This is a genomic window from Niastella sp. OAS944 (assembly GCA_024809215.1).
Classification (GTDB): domain Bacteria; phylum Bacteroidota; class Bacteroidia; order Chitinophagales; family Chitinophagaceae; genus Niastella.
Map to the genome: position 1 here is coordinate 16956 of JANUBW010000013.1, position 18784 is coordinate 35739.

The 18784-nt window shown below is 41.1% G+C and carries 15 protein-coding genes and 1 tRNA gene; 9 read left to right on the plus strand and 7 right to left on the minus strand.

Going from position 1 to position 18784, the window contains the following annotated elements:
- Positions 1-2: 2 nt before the first annotated feature.
- Both cobC and GGD38_RS34025 read left to right on the plus strand, forming a co-directional pair.
- Positions 3-608 (plus strand): alpha-ribazole phosphatase family protein, encoded by a 606-nt coding sequence (gene cobC, locus GGD38_RS34020; RefSeq protein WP_375297980.1) that lies wholly within the window; start codon positions 3-5, stop codon positions 606-608.
- A 128-nt stretch (positions 609-736) separates the two neighbouring features.
- A tRNA-Arg gene (locus GGD38_RS34025) sits at positions 737-808 on the plus strand.
- 831 nt (positions 809-1639) lie between these two features.
- Here GGD38_RS34025 and GGD38_RS34030 read toward each other — a convergent pair.
- Complete coding sequence (locus GGD38_RS34030) at positions 1640-2134, minus strand: hypothetical protein (RefSeq protein ID WP_375297979.1); 495 nt, start codon at positions 2132-2134, stop codon at positions 1640-1642.
- A 229-nt stretch (positions 2135-2363) separates the two neighbouring features.
- Here GGD38_RS34030 and GGD38_RS34035 point away from each other — a divergent pair, with 229 nt between their 5' ends.
- Positions 2364-3086, plus strand: a complete 723-nt coding sequence (locus tag GGD38_RS34035) for a hypothetical protein (protein ID WP_375297978.1) — start codon at positions 2364-2366, stop codon at positions 3084-3086.
- Positions 3087-3106: 20 nt separating this feature from the next.
- Here GGD38_RS34035 and GGD38_RS34040 read toward each other — a convergent pair whose 3' ends face one another.
- Complete coding sequence (locus tag GGD38_RS34040) at positions 3107-3649, minus strand: hypothetical protein (RefSeq protein WP_375297977.1); 543 nt, start codon at positions 3647-3649, stop codon at positions 3107-3109.
- A 52-nt stretch (positions 3650-3701) separates the two neighbouring features.
- Between GGD38_RS34040 and GGD38_RS34045 the strand changes: the two genes are divergently transcribed.
- Together GGD38_RS34045 and GGD38_RS34050 are read left to right on the plus strand one after the other, a co-directional pair.
- Positions 3702-4049: a hypothetical protein gene (locus tag GGD38_RS34045; RefSeq protein WP_375297976.1), complete on the plus strand. Its 348-nt coding sequence runs from the start codon at positions 3702-3704 to the stop codon at positions 4047-4049.
- Positions 4050-4162: 113 nt separating this feature from the next.
- Complete coding sequence (locus tag GGD38_RS34050; RefSeq protein WP_375297975.1) at positions 4163-5026, plus strand: glycosyl hydrolase; 864 nt, start codon at positions 4163-4165, stop codon at positions 5024-5026.
- Positions 5027-5103: 77 nt separating this feature from the next.
- On the opposite strand, the gene GGD38_RS34055 is transcribed toward GGD38_RS34050, so the two are convergent.
- Both GGD38_RS34055 and GGD38_RS34060 read right to left on the minus strand, forming a co-directional pair.
- Positions 5104-5340 (minus strand): hypothetical protein, encoded by a 237-nt coding sequence (locus GGD38_RS34055; protein WP_375297974.1) that lies wholly within the window; start codon positions 5338-5340, stop codon positions 5104-5106.
- A gap of 304 nt (positions 5341-5644) precedes the next feature.
- Entirely contained in the window at positions 5645-8275 is a 2631-nt protein-coding gene (locus GGD38_RS34060; RefSeq protein WP_375297973.1) for a glycoside hydrolase family 3 C-terminal domain-containing protein, read from the minus strand.
- A 471-nt stretch (positions 8276-8746) separates the two neighbouring features.
- On the opposite strand from GGD38_RS34060, the gene GGD38_RS34065 reads away from it, so the two are divergent.
- The 3 genes from GGD38_RS34065 to GGD38_RS34075 all read left to right on the plus strand — a co-directional run bounded on the left by GGD38_RS34065 (position 8747) and on the right by GGD38_RS34075 (position 11220).
- The gene (locus tag GGD38_RS34065) at positions 8747-9352 is read left to right on the plus strand and encodes a DUF4291 domain-containing protein (protein WP_375297972.1); all 606 of its coding nucleotides are present in this window, start codon (positions 8747-8749) and stop codon (positions 9350-9352) included.
- Between the two features lie 157 nt (positions 9353-9509).
- The gene (locus GGD38_RS34070) at positions 9510-9878 is read left to right on the plus strand and encodes a BlaI/MecI/CopY family transcriptional regulator (protein WP_375297971.1); all 369 of its coding nucleotides are present in this window, start codon (positions 9510-9512) and stop codon (positions 9876-9878) included.
- Entirely contained in the window at positions 9871-11220 is a 1350-nt protein-coding gene (locus tag GGD38_RS34075; protein ID WP_375297970.1) for a M56 family metallopeptidase, read from the plus strand. Before GGD38_RS34070 ends, GGD38_RS34075 begins: the two co-directional genes overlap by 8 nt.
- Before the next feature lie 104 nt (positions 11221-11324).
- On the opposite strand, the gene GGD38_RS34080 is transcribed toward GGD38_RS34075, so the two are convergent.
- From GGD38_RS34080 to GGD38_RS34090, 3 genes are all read right to left on the minus strand, one after another.
- The gene (locus tag GGD38_RS34080) at positions 11325-12203 is read right to left on the minus strand and encodes a polysaccharide lyase (protein WP_375297969.1); all 879 of its coding nucleotides are present in this window, start codon (positions 12201-12203) and stop codon (positions 11325-11327) included.
- A 49-nt stretch (positions 12204-12252) separates the two neighbouring features.
- Positions 12253-14001: a cellulase family glycosylhydrolase gene (locus GGD38_RS34085; protein ID WP_375297968.1), complete on the minus strand. Its 1749-nt coding sequence runs from the start codon at positions 13999-14001 to the stop codon at positions 12253-12255.
- A 348-nt stretch (positions 14002-14349) separates the two neighbouring features.
- On the minus strand, positions 14350-17244 hold the full coding sequence (locus GGD38_RS34090) for a triple tyrosine motif-containing protein (RefSeq protein ID WP_375297967.1): 2895 nt from the start codon (positions 17242-17244) through the stop codon (positions 14350-14352).
- Between the two features lie 154 nt (positions 17245-17398).
- Here GGD38_RS34090 and GGD38_RS34095 point away from each other — a divergent pair, with 154 nt between their 5' ends.
- Entirely contained in the window at positions 17399-18781 is a 1383-nt protein-coding gene (locus GGD38_RS34095; protein ID WP_375297966.1) for a serine hydrolase domain-containing protein, read from the plus strand.
- The last annotated feature ends 3 nt before the right edge of the window (positions 18782-18784 follow it).

The following is an 18784-nucleotide window of genomic DNA, read 5'->3' on the forward strand; positions in this document are numbered from 1 at the left end:
ACATGTCCATTTATCTTATTCGACATACTACACCACTCATTGAAAAGGGCCTGTGTTACGGGCAGCTGGATATTGATGTTACTGATTCTTTTCATGAAGAAGCGGCACTCATAAAAAATGTGTTGCCTGCAATTGAACAAGTGCATAGCAGTCCGCTCATACGCTGTCACAAGTTGGCCAGTCATTTATTTCCAACGCAGGAGATCTCCCTTGAGCCCAGCCTTATGGAACTGGCTTGTGGCGAATGGGAAGGCATACACTGGGATGCTATTCCCGCCGAGGTTATTGATCCATGGATGAAAGATTTTGTAAATGTGAGCACACCCGGCGGTGAGAGTTATATACAAATGCACAAACGGGTAACCGAATGTTTTACCAGGATTGCTGAAGGGCCTAAACCGGTGGCCATTGTAACGCATGGCGGTGTTATAAGAAGCATTCTGGCGCATATTACCAATACGCCGCTGGTTGACAGCTTTGGGGCTTTTAAGATCAGTTATGGCTGTGTAATAGAGTTAAACGCTACCCCGGCCGGATTTACACATAAAGCGTTGCATAGTGTTGTAACAGAAAAAGAGCAGCATAAGCCCAGTAAATTCAAAAAGTAACCTCTTCAGACCTTTTAAGCCGGCTTTTTTAGTTAATATCGCATTAATTATCAATACTGATGAGATTTGGCAATTTTCCTGTAAATTTGCCGCCCGCCGGGAAGCCGAGCGTAAAGTTCTTCAAAACTGGTCTCGTAGTACAATGGATAGTACGCAAGTCTCCGGAACTTGATATTCCAGTTCGATTCTGGACGAGACCACTCTCACGTTTATTTTGAAAGTAACGAAAAGCATTAGACCCGTATAAGACTTGGTTTTGTATGGGTTTTTTGTTTCAACTACTACTCATCCAATTCTTGGATCAAGTCACAAAATTAGGGGATTGTTTGTTTACTCATTGATTTAAGCGAATCTGAATAAGAAGAAGTTGATGTCCCTTACGGTCTTACGATCCTGAAAGATTTAATATTCTTCTTTTCCGTAAGCTGGCCCTGGTCTTTTTTATTGCCCGTCCGTTGGAATTTAGGGCGAGGTTTAATTGAAAAAAAAGCGGGAATAATTCAATTACACGTCTTTTGCATTGAAAAGAAGAAACTGTTTGTTCAATTGGAGGTTCTCTTAATTAAAAAAGAGGAATTGTTTTTTCAATTAGAAGTTCTTTCAATTGAAAAAGAAGAACAGTAGCTTCAATTGGATAAGCTTTCAATTAAAAAGATTGTACAGTTTTTTCAATTGCGTGCTCATTCAATTAAAAAGAATGTGCAGTTTTTTCAATCAAATGCGCTTCCAATTAAAAAGAATGAGGAATTTTTTCAATTAGAAGTTCTTTCAATTAAAAAATAATTACATTCTTTTCAATTGTGAATAAGCACCCCTTTAATAGAAAAAATTGATTTTCAGTCATTTAAGCCATCAGCACGGCTGTTCTTTATAAAGAATCGTATTTGTCCCGGTCTGCCAGCATCAATTGAGTACAAACAACACTTACTCTCTCGCATTATTAATCGAATATGCGTTATTGGAATTCCAACAATTGAATCTGGCGTACAGGGGGCATAAGTATATTTGAAGCAGAATTGTTATATGTTTAATCAGTTTTCAACTAATTTAACATCTATTACTTTTTCATGGTTGACGCTAAAATATTCACCGGTATGGTAGGTCATCAGGATCGCTTTTTTGCGGTCTAACATAAAATAGCTCCAGTTTGTAGGTTCAAGAGCATAAGATAATTTAAGAAAATCAAGATCGTTTCTGTTTATGAAGAACCGGGCCATTACTTTCTTGTCTTTTAAAAACAGGATCCACCATTTTGAACCTTCCCCATCAGCCATCCAGTCATAATTAACTTCAGGCGGCAGGCTTACTCCAGTTTTCGTTTCAACAATTTCTCGGTCAAATGCAAGCCCTACAAACAATACCGTGTCCCATTGCACACAGTCGATTTTTGCAAACTCAATTTTTTTTCCTTCTTCTATATCTTTTAGGGAGGCTTTAAATGTTTTTATACAGGAGGGAAGATCAGCCTGTGCACTGCAATTTGTGAATAATACTATCAGGAAAACTGTTAACAAAAAATTACTCATTTGAATATTTCTTTTTATCGTTGAGCTTGCACCAAATATAAACAGAAACTAATCTCAAAAACCTAACTGAATGGCATAATTGATAACTGTGCAGTTCCCGGGCATAACCGTGACGTTTGGGGCTATAAGTGTGTATTACTACACTACCATTTCCTTTCTTCACATTTCTTATACAATAAAAACTACCCCACAGCGATATACAATCAGCCTTAACCCATCAATCAAGATTATGAAATTGAAAACTTTTATTATTCTATTCCTGCTACCGCTCTTATTCTCCTGCAATAATCATACACACCCTAAATCTGGCGCTTCATATAAAGATTCAGTTCTGGCCAAATATCTCAGGTTTGCAGAATCTTCATCAACGATCGACACAACAGACACCAACTATAAAACCCTGAAAGGCTACATAAAAAACGACACTTCGTTCTTTACAAACCTTGATTCCGAACTCGAATCTTATATAAAAATAGACGAAATGAGTAAAGTCAGGGATAGCTGCATCAGGCAACCGACATTACCATCGTTGGGAGTTGATGAGGCATACAGGTTTAACTATCATAAATCGTTTTGTCCTTATACTACAGATGTTACGATAAGTATTAAAGGAGACAGCATAAATTTTCATTTTATATTATATCAACAGGATTGGGCAACTACCTGCAAGATCATTAATGAATATGACAAGAAGTTAACAATTCAAAACTGGAATGAGATACAGAATGCCTTAACAAGAGCAGATTTTTGGGGACTGAAAAAATACAATGGTTATAGCGGTTTAGATGGCGATGGACTAACAGTAACTGGTTATAGAAAAGGAATGTACAACAATCGGGATGAGTATCATTTGGTTTACCGATGGAGTGTTAATCGAACAGCTCTTATTGATCCATTTATAGTCGCCTTAAAGTTTTCGGGAGATAAACAGGGTTGTATGACAAGTAGATGATAATTAAAGTTAAGAATTATTCATTCATCCAATTCCTTCTTAATGATCTGCTTAGCCTTTTTTCTATCTGCCTTCCTTTGAATTGATTTATGCTTACTGGCATGTTCGTTCTTGTCTGACTTAAAACACATATGTGAATAGGCAAAGTAGGATCTTTTTTTAAGCATTAAGCCATTAAGATTACAATCATTACGTCCACAGTCATGCTTTGAATAAATGCCGAAGTTCCGGTGTTTGATGCTTTTTTCGGCGAGGATCTTTTGCTGATTATGTTTGATATCTTTCCACATCTGGCTTTCATCTGCTTTTGTAAGTTCCTGGCCCAAAGTAATAATATCGTAATAAGTAACGGGGTCTTTCAGTTGTAGAAACTCAAAGAACTTTTTAAATTTCGTATAAGCATATTCTCTAACTTCAATCCTTTCAGCAAGGGAGAGCTTTTTATTCTCAGTAATAGATCGATAAAGTCCAAGCGTATTGAAATCAGTATATTTTTTGTGGTTATCAATATAAAAGAAATATTCTTTTAGTGTTAGCTTATTGAATGGCTGGGAGATTTTCATAAATTCAATTATTATAGTCTCTAAAATAAAACAAAAGACCATCTTTACAAACATGTTAGACCAAAACTTTTGCGAAGCACTTGAACACAAAGTTTCTGAAGCACTTGCCCATCTTGCCGATAAAAAACTTAATGGACTTTGGTGCGATGGTATATTGTTATCTGAACCAGACAGCCACTATTCTCAAAAATTTATCAATGACAACAGGCAGACTAAACTGAAAGCTTATGTTGGTTATGATGGACAAACCTCTTACATACTGATTTTAAAATTTGGCCCCAAAGCATTAAGCAGATATGCCCGGAATTTAGACATACTATTAAGTATTCCATCAACAGACCTTGATAATTGGTTCTTCATCGATGTCGATAGCAAAACAATTGAAATACAACTCGATTGATTGGTAAGCCCCGGCGGTATTCGCCGGGGTTGTTTTTTTTTGCTTATGGCACCAATCTTGCAGCTAACGATCATCAATATTTTTAATAATCCGCTAGCCTGTAAAAATCCATTATGATCCGTTATTATTTAATGTACGCCCTGGCACTTATACTTTCCCTGGGCGCCTGTTCGAAAGACTCCGATTCTACCGACAAAAACGACACGCCAACCTCTGGTAAAAAAGGTGCAGATTTCTCAACCAATATGCAATATGGCGCCTGGAACGATGATATCGTTGCGTTGAAAGCACACTGGTACTATACCTGGGGAAATACTTTGCATGATGCTTCTCCTAAAAACTGCGAGTTTGTTCCCATGTTCTGGGGGCAGGCGAATGTAACACAAGCCAATATCAATACAGCTAAACAGCTTAAAGAGCAGGGCAAAATAAAATATGTGCTTGGCTTTAATGAACCTAACCGCGCAGATCAATCGAACACAACCGTTTCGCAGGCGCTGAAGTTATGGCCGCAACTCGAAAGCATCGGTTTGCCTTTAGGCAGTCCCGCTGCCGACTGGCCTACCCGCCAATGGTTCTACGACTTTATGGATAGTTGCAAAGTACAAAATAAACGGGTTGACTTCATTTGCGTTCACATGTATGCAAACCTCGATGAGAATGTTTATCTCAATACATTAAAGGATATATATAATAAATACAAACTTCCCATCTGGATCACCGAGTTTGCCCCGGCCGACTGGAATGCAACCACAATGGATGCCAACCCATACAAACCCGACCAGGTACTTGCCTTTATGCAGCGACTGTTACCTAAATTAGAAGAACTGGATTATGTAAAAAGATACTCCTGGTTCTCTGGTGACCCTACAAGCCCGCAAATGTGGTCATCTGCACTGATAGATGTAAATGGTAACCTTACCGAATTAGGCAAATGGTATGCGAACTACAAGCCTAATACTACTATTACAAAATAATTATTCAAAAGCCTCATATAAATAAATCAGGGTTGCTTAACGGCAACCCTGTTTTATTGTAACATCGTAAACAATGTTTACTCAGCTTTTTCAAGCTCAGCAGCTTCTTCAGTTGCTTCTTCAGCAACAGCAGTTTCGCTAGCAGCTTCTTTAGCTGGTTTGGCTTTCTTTGATGATTTGTCAAGAATTTTTTCAAGGGCGCCGATAGCTTCCTGAAGTGGTTTCAATTTTGCCATCAACTCTAGTTCTTCTTCTTTAAGTTTCTTTAATGCGTCTGTCACTGGATTTTCTTTTACAATGGTTTCTTTGGCCATAAGAATTGCTATGTTTTTTTATGTGATTATTTCGAAGAATGCTAAAATTTTTGCCTTTTTAGGAAACAGGTCGCTAAAATACATAGTTAATTGAAATGGCAAAATTCCGGAGGTAACTTTAATTTCTAACACCATAAAAAACGCATTTCAAAGCCGTTTTTCCCTATAAACATTGGTAAGAATACATAATTTACTCAAGAAAAAGCAGCAAAAATGGCAATTAACACATTATAAATATTAATACTTCGATTTTTTTGCCAAAAAAGAAAAACCCCGCATCATCAGGCGGGGTTTTATTTGCAAGCTATTTAATTGTTACTTCTTTCTTTACCACATTACCACTCATAGGATTTGGCTCATCTGGCTGATTTCCGCCTACACATATTTGCAATTTTCCATTCAGCGCCAACCGTTTTCCGTTGGCATCTACATAAGTCAGATCTTCCGGCGATAACGTAAACTTCACCAGCTTACTTTCTCCCGGCTTTAATGCAATTCTATTAAATCCTTTCAACGCTCTTAACGGCGTTGAAATAGCTGTATTCTTATTTACTAAATACAACTGCACTACTTCGTCGCCTTCCTTTTTGCCGGTGTTGGTAACCCGTACAGAAACAGCAATACTTTTTCCACTGGCTGCTGTAACCGGAGCCTGTAATTGATCATAACGGAAGGTTGTATAACTAAGCCCGTAACCAAAACCATACAATGGCTTTCCGGTGAAATAACGATAGGTACGATTCTTCATTGAATAATCTTCAAATGAAGTTAGATCGCTATCACTTTTATAGAACGTAACAGGTAAACGGCCCGATGGATTATAATCGCCAAACAACACATCTGCAATGGCAATGCCACCGGCTTGTCCGCCATACCAGGCATTCATAATAGCAGCAATATTTTCCGATTCCCACGGCGTTGCAATAGCACTTCCGGTCATCATAACAAAAATTACAGGTTTACCTGTGCCTTGCAATGTTTTCATTAACTCTGTTTGTATAGCCGGCAGCATAATGGTTGTACGGTCGCCTCCTTTAAAACCGGGGTCGCTCACTTTCATTTCTTCACCTTCTAACTGCGGCGATATGCCCCCGGCAAATATGAATGCATCTGCATCACTATGCTTCTTTGCCAGTGCATTGAAATCGGTAGTTACAAAATTACCAGTGTTCATTTTAAGCGTTGCTTTGCCTTCGCCCTGCCAAAACTCAAGTACAAGATGGTATACAGAATCCTTTTGTGTTGTAAGCGTATAGGTGGCAATACTCCTTTGTCTTCTTGTCCAGGAATCGAATACCGTTTTACCATTTACGATAAACCTGGCGCCATCGTCGGCATTCAGTTCAAACGTAATACTGCCATTGCCGGTAGGTTTATAATCGGTAATATAGCGAGCTGAAAAATTATTGGCGCGAAGATTTGCAACCACATTCTCGCCTTCCTGCCACTCATGATCTATCTGTTGTTCATAAACAGTTGCCGCGGGTTCACCGGTAAGGTCCTTGTTATTATAGTAGCTTGCCTTAATGCCCTTCTTCCCTTCAAAAGAACATTCATTGCTGATATCGGTAAATGAAAGCACATTGTTATTGGTAAAATTCACCGCCTTTTCATATACCACCTGCGTTGATGCGCTTACCTTATTTTTTATTCCCTGCAATATAGTAGTTAGCTTTGAAGGTATACCGTTATAATTACCCAGCTGGGCAAGTACATTATCGGCATTGGGACCCAATACTACGATCTTCTTCAGATTTTTTGAAAGCGGCAGCACATTGTTCTTATTCTTTAAAAGTACGATCGACTCCCGGGCCATTTGCAAGGCATGTTTACCATGCGCCGGCGCATCCAGTTCCGAATCGGGTGTTTGTGCATATTTCACCAGCGATGGCGGATCGAACATACCGAGTTTGAACCTTACAAGGAACAATCGCTTTACCGATACATCTATCTGTTGTTCGGTGATCTTATTATCTTTTACAGCTTGTACCAATGCCTTGTAGGCATCTGTTCCACAATCGAGGTCGGTGCCATGAAACACAGCATCGGCTGATGCAGATGCCGCATCGGGATGGGTTTTATGATTTTTAAAGAAGTCGTCTATGGCCCAGCAATCGGATGTTACATAACCGCTAAAGCTCCATTGGTTACGTAAGATATCTGTCATTAACAGGTCGCTTGCACAACAAGGTTGTGTTCTAAAGGCGTTATATGCGCACATGACGCCTATTACTTTTGAATCTACCACCAGCTTTTTAAAAGCGGGAAGATATGTATCCCACAGATCATAAGCGCTTACATCGGCATTGAACACATGGCGCAATGGTTCGGGCCCGCTATGCACAGCATAATGTTTTGCACAGGCTGCGGCTTTCAGGTATTTAGGATCATTACCTTGCAGGCCGCGTACAAACGCATCACCCAGCATGGCGGTGAGATAAGGATCTTCTCCATAGGTTTCCTGCCCCCTGCCCCAACGCGGATCGCGAAAGATATTTATGTTAGGCGTCCAGTAAGTAAGTCCTAAGTAACGTGCAGTTCCTTTACTGGCTGCAAGCGATTTATTAAATATTACCCGGCCTTCGAGGGCTGAAAAATCGGCCATTTTAAAAAGGGCGCCTGTATCGAAAGTGGCCGCCATACCTATTGCCTGTGGAAAAACGGTAACGGGGTAAGGCGTTCTTGCCACGCCATGCAGGGTTTCGTTCCACCAGTCGTATGCAGGCACATCGAGCCGGGGAATTGCCGGGGAAGAATTGAGCATCTGCGACACTTTTTCTTCCAGCGTCATTCTGCTCACCAGGTCATTCACCCGCTCTTCGAACGATAGTGTATGGTTTTGAAAAGGAAATTTACTGTTTTGTGCATTTGATCGTAAGCAAAGGAATAAGCATACCAATGCTAAATAACACATGAGGGAAATTCTTTTTTTCATATGCAAGAAGCCTTAATGGCCATAGCAAAGTAAGGCTTTCCTGCGATTGAAACACATGTAAAAGAGGTATACTTATCGTTCAAAAACGTATAATAAATGTTCAAAATGCAAAGTAAACATGCTTTTACTTTGCCAAAAGCCGGGTATAAAGCCCCTTTACCGGTTTGGTGGCGATGGTAATAATTGTACAAATAACAAAAGGTAGTAAGCTAGCAACAGGTAATATAAAATCTGGGTGGTGCCATGCATACAAACCAAAGTACAATATAGCGGCCCACAGGAATATCAACCCGACAATATGAAACTTTATTTTAATTGAAGGTGATTAAAAAAAGGAGCGGGAAAAATCCATGCATGCCTCCGCAAAAGATGAAGCCATGAGCAAAGATCGTACAGATCTTTAGCACCGGGGATGTAGTTAGGTATTTGATGTAATAAAGTTAATCAAGAACAGTAAATTTGACAATTAGAATGAGCAAGAGAATCATCCGCGCACAATACGACGATAATACAATTACTGTATACCAGGCTTACAACAATAGCATCGGGCTTGCTGCCGCCCGAAAAAAAACATTTGCGGCAACGCCTTTTAAAATGGAGCGAATGACCTGGATAAAGCCATCATTCCTATGGATGATGTACCGCTCTGGTTGGGCAACCAAAGCAGACCAGGAATGCATTCTGGCAATAAAAATAAAACGCGATGGGCTTACATGGGCGCTTGAAAATTCCTGTCTTGCCAAACATTACCTCCACCTGCACGCTACCAATGCCGACTGGCAACAGGAATTAAAAAGATCGCCGGTGCGTATTCAGTGGGACCCCGAGAAAGATATCAACCTGCAGGAATTACCTTATCGCTCTATTCAGATTGGCATATCGGGCATTGCCGTTGAGAAATACGTAAGTGAATGGATAACCGATATTGAAGATATTACTGCCAATTGTAAACACATCTACCAACTTCTTTCTGAAACGAAAACAGAACAGGCACGGGAACTGCTGCCTGTTGAAAATTACTATCCTTTACCTCCACATATCGTAACAAAAATTAATGCCACTGAAGGGCCGGAATAAGCCCTTCAACGCTTCCACCCACTCAGAGCAAACTCGCTCAGGCTTGCACGTTCCTTAAGTGCATTGATCTTCAACATGAAAAGATTTTACAAGAAATATTTGTCTGCCTAAATCTTTAGGCATAATATTGCCTAAAGATTTAGGCAAAACAATAATCATGAAAAAACTTACTGCTGCCGAAGAGCAGATCATGCAAACACTTTGGAGTTTGGGTGAAGGTGGTTTTATGAAAGATATTCTGGAACACCTGGCCGATACCAAACCTCATTACAATACGGTTGGCACTTTGCTGAAGATACTTGTTGAGAAGAAATTCGTTGGCATAAAAAACCCTAACCGCAATAACTTCTACCATCCCTTAATTACAAAAGAAGAATACAGTGCCAGCGGCATCAAAGCACTAACGGAAAGCTATTTCCAGGGTTCGTACACCAAGGTGGTATCTTTCCTGGTTGATAAAAAAGAAATGTCTATCGAAGACCTGGAATTCCTTTTGAAACAACTTAAAAAGAAGGGCAATGAATAGTAATACCATTCTCCTGTATATTCTGAAATCAATTTTTATTTCAGGGGTGTTTACAGGCTACTACTGGCTGGCCTTACGAAACAAAAGTTTTAATTACTACAACCGGTTCTATCTTTTGCTTAGCATTATTAGCAGTCTTATAATTCCGCTGTTCAATTTTACCTGGTTTACCATCGAAAAAGAAACTACACCGGTTACATATGAAAATATCTCGTCTTTCTCAATACAGCTCAACAATTCCCATTCAACTGCCACTCCCTGGCTTAGCATTATTAACTATGCTGTTATTGGCGTAAGCATAGCCTTGTTAGCTATGTTCATGCTCAATATTTTTAAGGTTTATAAACTGAAGCGAAACGCTGCAGTTTTAGACATGGACGGAATCAACTTTATTTATACCGATCTGGAACATGCGCCTTTCTCTTTTCTTAATAACCTTTTCTGGAAGGAAAGCATTTCCATGGACTCAACCTATGGACAAAAGATCTTTAAACACGAGATCACGCATATTCATCAAAAACATACATTGGATATTCTTTTTACCCAGGTTGTAAACGCCATTTTCTGGATGAACCCTTTCAACTGGATCATTCAGAAAGAGCTTAAGGCCATTCATGAATTCATTGCCGACAAAGAAGCGATTGGTAATAATGATGTAGAAGAATTTGCGCGGCTTCTGTTACAGGCGCATTACGGAAATCATTTCCTGAACCCAACTCACTCATTCTATTATTCATCTATTAAACGTCGATTAATTATGTTATCAACAACCCACCGAACAAAGTTCAGTTACCTGCGGAGGGCATTGGTATTGCCAATTTCTGCAATGGCCATTGCTGCATTGTCGGTTTCAACCACCGAGAGCAAAGCCATGCCGGTTGAAAAGCCAACCGCAATTATTGATGCGCCTGCCCAGGTTTTGCAGAATGACACTACACCAACCCCGGCGAAGAAAAAGGCGTCGCCTGTAGCAATTAAGAAAGTTGACAAGGAAGAACCGAAACCAGAGATGTCGATCGGTGCTGATACCGTAAAGTTTATTGCAGATAAAATAACAATTAAAAATCCAACTGGTACCGCTTTGCAACCCGACCTGTCTATACGGATGGCTGACGAGGTAAAAATAGAACGGCCAATTGACAGCTCGGCTGCAAAAAACATTCCTATAGAAGCGCTCTATATTTACGATGGTCGTTTTATATCCTATGAAGAAGTTACCAAACTCAACCCCAACGATATAAAATCTATAAACGTGTGGAAAGGCGAATCAGCTGTTAAAAAGTTTGGCCAGGCCGGCGCCAAAGGCGTAATAGAATTGTTCTCCAAGAAACTTCCTTATTAACAGGGACACTATTATACGAAAAAGGGACCGGCGGCAACCGGTCCTTTTTCATTTGTGGTGTTTTTACAGAGGATAGCAATTGCTGTATGAGAAACGAGAAACGACTAACTACTAATTTTATGTACCGATAAGTTATCGTAATAAATATACCCGTCGGTTGATGACTGCCAGTATGTTTGGCTGCCACCACGGAATGTATGGAAGCTTAATTGTTTGATAAGGCGTTTTGAATCGTTGGTCGTCCAACGGATTGCCTGATCCAATACAGTTGTTCCATCGATCACAATTTCTGCACGGCCATCTGTGTTGCTTCCCGTATTGCTCTTTATGTACATGTGCACATGGTATGTTTGCCCTTTATTGAGGCTACCACTCGATGGATATGATTTACCAAAGGAGTTGCCATACTCACCGGGCTGGTCTCTATAATAAACATAGGGTTGAAAGAATACACGGCCCGCATCTGTTTGATACCACATCAAACGTAAGCTGCCACCATTACCATCCCAACCTGGATCGCCACCGGTGTTGCCATCACCCACCAAAAAGCCAAAGCCAATTTTACCACCGCGGCTGAAATCGAACTGACTGTGAAAACGTACATCATAATCCAGTTCATAAGCGCTGCCATCAGAAATGTCGACGTTACCAATTACCCCACCAGCGCCTGATAATGCATTTGCCAACAACTTAATGCGGCAGGTACCACCTGAGATCCAGGTGCGGCTGTCGTTCCAGCCACTGATATTTCCAAAATCAGCCGCCGCCTGCGAGCTCGTATACACGCCATCGGCATAGCCGTTCCAGTTAACCGAAAAGGTACTGTTTATCGCTTCCGTATGCGCCGTTGCGCCGGATGCTTCCTGTTGTTGCTGTTCGTTGGTATCGATGGTTGCTTTCTTACAACCAGTCAACAGCAAACCAACAGTTAAGGTCAAAAGACCTGCTTTGAGTGTAACCAGGTTACTTTGCATTTTTTTCATTTAATGGTTTGATAAAAAATCGTTAATAGTAATCCATAGTATATTTATTTTATTCTTTGATAAATGAAATGCTTTGCAGGTTAAACCCGCCTTTATCGGCCAATACCTTTAACCGGGTTATCCCTGCTGGTAATGCAATATGCTGTACCCATGTGGTAGTAAAATTTGCATCACCACCTGTAACCGGTAACGTTAGTTTACTTACCTGCCAGTTTTCATTTACCTGTAACGACAACTGGCTTATCGCTTTTTCTGCTGCTGTTTTAAATCCTATTTTATATTTACCAGCCGACTTCGCGTGTATTGTATATTGCAACCACTCACCATCTTCAATACTGAACACACATACACCTGAATCATTGCGCATAATATCAACCCCATCGTTGCGGTATGCGTAACCTTTATTTCCCTGGGTATGCACACCTGGTGTAAAATGATAACTTGCCGAATCTTTATCATAATAAGCCGCGCCCTGTTTACCCAAATCGAACTCAACCGCCGGCAACAGCGTTGTGCCCTTTCCTATTATATGTTGTGCATACGGCAGCGTTGTTCCTGCCTGCACCTGGCGAAACATAGCATCGAGCACATCGCGGTGCAGTTTATTATTCTGGATCTTAACATTACTGATCATCTGCTGTAACACGCGCCCGGCAGTTGTGCTATCGGGTTTTGCGCCTTTGCCGCGCCAATAATTCAACAATTGATCATATCCTTCGGGCACATTTATCTCCAACGGATTGTTTATACCCATCTTTTTCAATGGCCACCAGGCCCAGCCAATACCATTTTCTTCTACAAGACTAATACATTCAGTAAACCAGGTATTTGAATTTTCACCCGATTCACCTAACCATACCGGTATGTTATAGGTATCGCGGAAGTTCAAATAGTTTTGAATATTGGCTTTATAGTTAAAGTTGCCATACTTGTGAAAACTCAACACCAGGTTATTATCCCAGGGTGGTAAAATGCCATTGTAATTATTACCAAAGCCATTGCCTTCAATGATGATCATGTGTTTTGTATCAACAGCCCTGATAGCATTCGTTAAATCAACCAACAATTGTTTTAATGGCACATTCATCTTTTCTGCCGTTCCGCGTTTATCGGCACTATCGGTAAATCCCCAATTGGGTTCGTTAATTATATCATATCCACCAATGTAAGGTTCATTTGCATAACGCCTTGCCAACTGGCTCCATAAGGCAATTAGCTTTTGCTCGTTTGCTTCGCTGTCCCACAAAGATGGTTTACCGGGATTTCGATCGCTGATGTTACAATCATTTCCCTGCCCACCCGGCGCTGCATGCATGTCGAGTATCAGGTAAATGCCTTTGCTACGGCACCAGCTTAACACGCTGTCGGTAATAGCAAATCCTTTATCAAGCCAGGTTTGTTTACCTGCTACCGGCTCTTCTTCAACCGGCAGGGTGAACAGGTTATAATGCAGGGGCAACCTGATTGAATTAAATCCCCATGCGGCCATTGAATCTATGTCGGCCTTTGTTGTATGGTTTGCTATCCAGTCCTTATAAAACTGTTTTGTTCTTTCTTCACCTACTACATCGGCTATGCTTTCGCGAATGCGATGCTGTGTTCCGATATTGCCTAAATGAAACATATAACCTTCCTGTAATAACCATCCACCCAAACCCATACATCGTAATAACACGGTTTGTCCTTTTTCATTTACGATGGTTTTTCCACTAGCTTTTAAAAATCCCTGTCCATTGGTGTGCGCCGTTACTATTACAAATACTGCCAACCAAATACCTCTGCGAAAACAATTGTCCATGCTGTTGCTGATATATTTTATTGATGATGTCCCGTATTAAAAACTTCTTTTATTTCTACGTCTACTTGTGGCTTGTGGTGCACTATCTGTTTGGGCGTATGCAAAGGGGGGTAATAAACAGGCATGACGGTGTAACCCAAGACAATCGTTATTGACGTATACAGCGCAAATATGCAAACAAACTAGCCCTCAAGCCAAGTTTAGCACTACGTCAAAACCTCTACATGGAAAAACATTATCAATGATTATCAACGAATTGAAGCTTAACCCGTGATATTGTTCTACGCAAAAAAAGTGCGAACGCCATCAGCGTTCGCACTTTGACACTTTAACCGTTTGGGTGACCTTTTATCCCGAAATAGATATCAGAAAGTCGTACAGGCTGGTTTCATTACTTGTTAGCCCCAGTTTTTTGCGCAGGCGGTACCGGCCGGTTTCTACACCCCTTATTGAAATGCTCATCAGGTGGGCAATTTCCTTACTGGTTAAATTCAGCCGCAGGTAGGCGGCCATTTTTAATTCGGTGGGGGAAAGGTCGGGATATTGTTCCTTTAGCTTTTTCAAAAAATTGGAGTGTACCTGGTCGAAGTGATCGGTGAATTGCTCCCATTCCTGGGTAACATCCAACTCGCTGTCGATAAGGCGAATGATCTTTTGCAGTTCTTTTGATGCCGGCTTCAGCTCTTCATTGTTTTTAAAGGTATTCAGGTCGTCCTTCACTTTTGAAAAGATCTCCATTTTACGCACCAGGTTCATGGCTGTGGAGGCCAGCTGAGAATTTTTATGTTCTATATCGGCCTGAAGCTTTTCATTCTTTAATTCAATGATCTCTTTTTCCCTTTTGCCCATTTGCAATTCGTGCATTATTTGCAACTGCTTTTGCTCTTCGGCATAACGTTGTTGTTGCTGTAGTAATTTAAGCGCCTCACGTTTGCGGTACTTGTGTTGTTGATTTTTATAGAACCAGTACAAAATAGCGAACAGTAACACAGCATACAGCAGGTATGCCCACCAGGTACGATACCAGGGCGGTAAAATGGTAAAAGTAAAACTGGCAACCGGCGATTCGTTATCAAGATAGTTGCGGCTCTTTGCCTGAAAAACATATTTGCCGGGTGGTAAATTGGTATACTCCTTATCGGTTTTGCGGCCCCAGGCGCTCCAGTCTTTATCGAACCCTTTTAAAAAATAACTATACGTGGTTGTTTGCTGGCCGTAGGCAATGGCACTGCATTCAAAATGTAATGAGTTGGCGGCGTACGCAATATCGGGAATAACCGGCTGATCGTAACCGCCATAGATCACGTCTTCCATTTTGGCATCAACCTGTACCTTTCTTATAAGCGTGGTAAGCTTATACCTGCTTTTTTTATACCGTGCATAATTTATATGGAAGAAACCTTTTTCGGCAGCTATTAATACGTTGTTACTATCAATGATGTTGATATTCTCAAATCCATTGCTCATGATCTTATCATCGAGCTCAGGCAGGTACGTGATATTGTAATTCCCGTTGCGGGGTTCGGCAACCCCTACCCTTTTACGGCTGCAAAACCAAATGTTGCCAAACTTATCGTCTTTTAAATAATCGATAGGTGTATCACCAAAGATTTTTTTAAAATAAACCGAAGGAACAAAATCATTGCTGGCATCATCAAACTCAAAAATGCCATTATCGGTAGTGAGTACCATTCTGCCGGCAACTCTATACAGGTGGTTGTGGTTTTGCGAAAGGATCTTTTTCTTATCGGGATAATTGGTAACAACCGGTTGTTTCTTTTCATTGAAAGAAACCATGTACAAGCCTTTGTATGGATGTATTGCCCATATGATATTTTTATTCTTTACCACATAACGGGCCGATTCAAAAGTTACCTGGTCGTTTGAAGAGGTGATGCGCCCGTTGCTATAGTTATAAAAATTAATCCCATTATAGGTGCCGGCAATGATCACCGAAGAGGGAACGCTGTCGTATAAAGGAACAAAGATCCAGAAGCCGGTGCGTTTATCAAGTAAGCTGGCTTTGTTATCATTGACTATAAATGCCGATTGGCTATGCCCCATCAGTAACTGCCCGTTCACCTCCGACACATTCCATACCTGGCCCTTTGAATTTTCAACCAGTGAAAATGAACTTTTGGTATAGCTGATGTCATTATCACCGCCGGCCAGATCGGCTTTGTACAAACCGGTAGCTACGCCCAGGTACAGCCGATTATTATGAATAATAGATGTGTAGCCGGTATTGCGGTCGATGGGTTCGGGAAAAATATTCTTGATAGCATTGCTGTAAGAAACGAGGTCAATACCATTATCGAGGCCAAGCCAAAGGTTTTTATCCCTGTCTACAAACAGGCTCAATACATTGTTATTCTGAATGCCTTCGCTTTTTGTAAGGCGTTGTATAAAATTCCCCTTTCTGTCAATAACAATACAACCACCTATATTGGTGTTCAGTGCAATTTTATCGGGCGACAGCAGACAGGCGCCGAAAATGTTTTTAGCGGCAATGTCTTTAATATCGGGGCTTGTAAAAGCTGTTACGGTATCCTTTTTCAAAATAAATAATCCATGCGCAACGGATGTTAGCATCAGGCTATCGTTACCAAGATCTACTACCGCTTTTAATTGTATGCCCTGGGGCAAGGCGCCAACCTTTATTCGCGGCACCCATGTTCCATCCTTATAGTATAACAATCCCTTTTGGTATTCATATGCCAGCAATTGTTCATTGGCATAACCTAAAAAGCCCCAGTAAACACTAGCATACGACCTCAATACGCCATTCGTATATTCGAATATTCTTTTGTTTGAGTGGAAGAAAACGTGTTGCTGAACGATCTTAATAGCCCATACATCGGCAAAGTCGTTATCGGTCTTTTGTAGCTGTTTCCGCAGGGAAGTATACTCCAGTTCGCCGCGATTATTGGGTGAGAAATAACCAAATTCCTGTTGGCCGCCAATATAAATCCTATTGCTTTTATCAATAGCCACCGAACGTACAATGGTAGCGTTGGGAATTGGATAGGTGCGCCAGAAGGTACCATCAAAACTCAGCAGCCCATTGTTATTGGCAAAATACATGATACCGTAGCTATCCTGCGCAATGCCCCAGTTTTGGCGACCGGCATTGTATTCCTGTTTAAAGTAGTTGGTAATATTAGGAATACCAATGGTATTTTGAGCGCATACGATCTGTCTCAATATCAACAGGGTAATAAGCAGACATACTTTTTTCATCATCAGCAGCAGATCATTTGGGCAATAAAAATAAAGACTTTACCAATACCGGCAATATGCGGGGAAAACTTGGGAAGACGGATAAACTTAATCGGAAATTCTTACAATTAATAGCCTTTAATGTGCGAATTTTATTTACACATTAAAACCTTCCTACATGCGGGTGTATAAAAAGGTGCTTCGTATTGTTCTGTTGATGCTGGCTGTAACCCTGGCTTATGGCGTTTGGTATTGCTGGCGGGCGTTTCCGATAATCAGCGGTTTTGGCGCAAAGAATCTGGCCTCCGCTGTCTTTCTGCAACATCGCAATCCCGATAGTGTAATTAAACAGGAGTTATCGTTCTTCCCGGTGTCATACGCCAGCTATGATATTAATACAACCGACAGTTCTGTTACCGCTTCGGTATTGGGACTGGCCAAAAGCAAAGCTATTTACAGAACAGGTATTGGATGTACGCTGGTAAATGATCTTTCTGAAGCGGAGATCAGGAAACAACATTTTGCTATACCCCAGCCGCCATTACAAAACAGGGATACTATTGCCTGGCCATATGGTGAAATGATCACAGATGCCCCACCGGCAGCAATTGATACCCTTCAATTGAATCGCGCTATTGATAATGCCATGCAGGCAACCAGCAAAAAAGGACAGCCGGCTTATACGCGTGCCTTCCTGGTGGTGTATGATGGAAAAATTGCTGGCGAGCGCTATGCACCCGGTTTTGATAAGAATTCGCGATTAATTGGCTGGTCGATGAGTAAAAGTTTGACCGCCGCCGTTATAGGCGTACTGGTAAAAGCCGGCAAATTAAATCCCGATGCGCCGGCCCCCGTGCCTGAATGGAAGGGCACCGATAAAGAAAAGATCACCCTGAAAGAATTGTTACAGCAAACAACGGGGCTCGACTGGACCGAAGATTACGGCGCACCCAGCGAAGCTACCAATATGTTGTTTAAGCAAAGCGACATGGGCGCATTTACCGCTAAATTACCTTTAAAGTATCAACCGGGCAGTCTGTTCTACTATTCAAGCGGCAACGCCAATATTCTAAGCCGTATTATTCGCCAAACGGTGGGCGACTCCGTTTATTCGGCCTTTCCCTATAAGGCATTATTTCATAAAATAAATATGTATTCGCTGTTGCTTGAGCCCGATGCCTCCGGTACCTATGTTGGGTCTTCTTATAGTTATGCTACCGCCCGCGATTTTGCACGCTTTGGATTACTCTATTATAACAACGGCGTTTGGAATGGTGAGCAGTTGTTACCCGAAAACTGGGTGCAGCAAAGCATTCAACCCGCAACCGCCAACCAACAAAAACGCTACGGATACCAGATCTGGCTGAATGGTGCCGATGACAAAGACCCATCAAAACGCTGGTTTCCCGATGCCCCGGCTGATATGTACTTTGCCGACGGTTTTGGCGGTCAGAACGTTTTCATAATTCCTTCTAAAAAACTGATCGTTGTACGCCTGGGCGTTAAAACAATTGATGAAAATAAATATCTTGGGGAAGTGATCAGGTCGATCAAAAACTAATGT